Genomic DNA, 2,206 nt, shown 5'->3' on the forward strand with positions numbered 1-2,206 from the left:
GTCAACGCGTGACATTTCCAGTCCCATTTCGAGCCGCACTGGTTTAAGGTTGTTGTGTTTGAGTTTAGTGGTAGTGCGTTGCCAGCCCCTTAGGCGGGCGTTATAAGCTTATGGAAAAAATATGGAAAAGGTAATTTACGGATTTCTCAGTCAGGGCTCTGTTGAGTTAGTAGAAAGGCAATCAAAGCTGTACGTTCGTTATGATGCAGGTGCTCATCAAGTGGTATGGCGTGAAGATGAAATTACACAAGAAGAAGCTCAGGCTATTATGCAGGATGAATCGGCAATTTCTAGTGTTCTCATCAATGTTCAGTTGCGCCTTAAAAAACAAGGTATCACATACCCAATATCAAATTGGTGCCCATTGTCTGCACGCTTATAACAAACGCCTCAAGAGGGACTGTCAACGCGCGGCGTTTCCAGTTCCAATGAGCCGCGGTGGTTACGGTTGTTGTGTTTGAGTTTTGTGTAATGCGTTGTCAGCCCCTTAGGCGGGCGTTATAACGCAGTAGAGTTCATCACACATATTAAGGAATGATATGGAAGAATATTGGAATCCAATGGTGCCTGAATTGTCGGTGTCAGACTTCGCTAACTCACTGAATTTCTACTGTGAAATGTTAGGGTTCAAGGTCAGAAGCCAAAGGAAATCACCAGATTTTGTCTATCTTGAACTTGAGCAAGTGCAAATCATGCTAGAGCAAATTCACGACAATGCTTGGGTTACTGGCTCTTTAGAAACTCCGCTTGGTCGTGGTGTGAATTTCCAAATTGAATTGTCAGATATTGCGCCAGTTTACGACCGCTTGGAATCAGCAGGTGTGTCATTATTCAAAGAGCAAAAAGACACATGGTATGACGTTGGCGATAGTTTATCAGGTCAGCGTGAGTTTTTAGTACAAGACCCAGATGGCTACCTTTTAAGGTTTTCACAGTATCTTGGTGAAAAATCAAAGTCATAAAACAGCGTTATAACAAACAATTTAAGAGGGATTCCCAACGCTTGGCATTTTTGCTTCTACTTCAATTTTAGTGGTTACGGTACAATGCTTTAGGTTGGGTGGTAGCGTTGCTCACCCCTTAATTGGGCGTTATGGCTTCTTCCCTAAGCCATACTGGTTGGATGAACAGTATTTGTTGTTTGTGTTCTATTCGTTGTGTAAAGTGTTGTTTTTACTTTAATCAAAGAGGGCATAATGAATGCGTGAATCCTTACGCCGTAAAGTGTTAGATGTTTGTGCTAAGAAAATCGCACAAAAGGGTGAGAATGTTGGTGTTTCATTTTATGCATTTTTCGCTAATAAAAATGACGATCCAGAGTTGTTAATGGAAGCAGCTACTTGGTGGATTCAAACTCACCAGCTAGATCACTTCGAAAAAGCCAACAAAATCATAGAAATGATTAAATCAGGCAAGTAAAGAACACCTTAAGTCCAAGCCATAACAAGGCGTTTAAGCGGGATTCATGCCGCGTGGCATTTTGGGTTTGCAGTGAGTTTTGGTGGTGAAAGTGGTCTGCAGAAGCTTGGTTTAGGCGTCATTCACCCCTTAACGCAGCGTTATGTGTTTTGTATTTACGAGGATAGGATCGTGGAAAACGATGATGATGAAGATTATGGTGACATTGAGTCGAGAACTGGAAGGAAGATAGCAGAAAGAATTCTGGGGATTCTCGCTTCAATAGGGAAGGTTCACTTCCCTGAGAAAAATTCCATTTGGATGAGAGAAAATGGAATCGAACGATACCTTACGAAAGCTGAAGGTAACTTCATTAGCTCTGAAAACCCAGCAGAGAAAGATCGAGTAAATTTTTCCTGGCGAGCTGAAGCGTTGGCATCTCTGATTTGGAGTCTAAATGGCCTTTCTGAAATGCCACCGTTGAATGAGCAATTTGATCCATATAATAATGAATTGGTTCTTAAAGCACTTCGAGAACCCGAGAAGTTTCTCAATGAACAAAAACGCAGGCCAGAGTCAGAGTTGGATGATATGGAATCATTCTTGTACCATCAACATTGGCGCGTGAGAGATAGGCTGCTCGGATTTAACATGGCTCAACCCAGCAAGATGATCCAGATATTTCTGAGATTAATCCTAGTATTGTCTCCGAAAGACGGTATGGGATGAGTTGGGTTGTAGGGTATGGGGATACTTGGGATGAAGTTCCAACTGACACATAACAAACGCCTCAAGAGGGACTGTCAAC

At 42.2% G+C, this 2,206-nt stretch carries 4 protein-coding genes; all 4 read left to right on the forward strand.

What is annotated here, in order from left to right; translation table 11 throughout:
- The first annotated feature begins 121 nt into the window (after positions 1 to 121).
- The 4 genes from D908_RS00890 to D908_RS22370 all read left to right on the forward strand — a co-directional run bounded on the left by D908_RS00890 (position 122) and on the right by D908_RS22370 (position 2,127).
- Positions 122 to 382: a hypothetical protein gene (locus tag D908_RS00890; protein ID WP_005527672.1), complete on the forward strand. Its 261-nt coding sequence runs from the start codon at positions 122 to 124 to the stop codon at positions 380 to 382.
- A 157-nt stretch (positions 383 to 539) separates the two neighbouring features.
- On the forward strand, positions 540 to 962 hold the full coding sequence (locus D908_RS00885; RefSeq protein ID WP_005527675.1) for a bleomycin resistance protein: 423 nt from the start codon (positions 540 to 542) through the stop codon (positions 960 to 962).
- A gap of 238 nt (positions 963 to 1,200) precedes the next feature.
- Positions 1,201 to 1,419 (forward strand): DUF6500 family protein, encoded by a 219-nt coding sequence (locus D908_RS00880; protein WP_005527676.1) that lies wholly within the window; start codon positions 1,201 to 1,203, stop codon positions 1,417 to 1,419.
- A 171-nt stretch (positions 1,420 to 1,590) separates the two neighbouring features.
- A complete protein-coding gene (locus tag D908_RS22370) occupies positions 1,591 to 2,127 on the forward strand; it encodes a DUF4272 domain-containing protein (protein WP_005527678.1) in 537 nt (178 codons plus the stop codon).
- Positions 2,128 to 2,206: the final 79 nt, after the last annotated feature.

This window comes from Vibrio mimicus CAIM 602, from assembly GCF_000338875.1.
GTDB lineage: Bacteria > Pseudomonadota > Gammaproteobacteria > Enterobacterales > Vibrionaceae > Vibrio > Vibrio mimicus.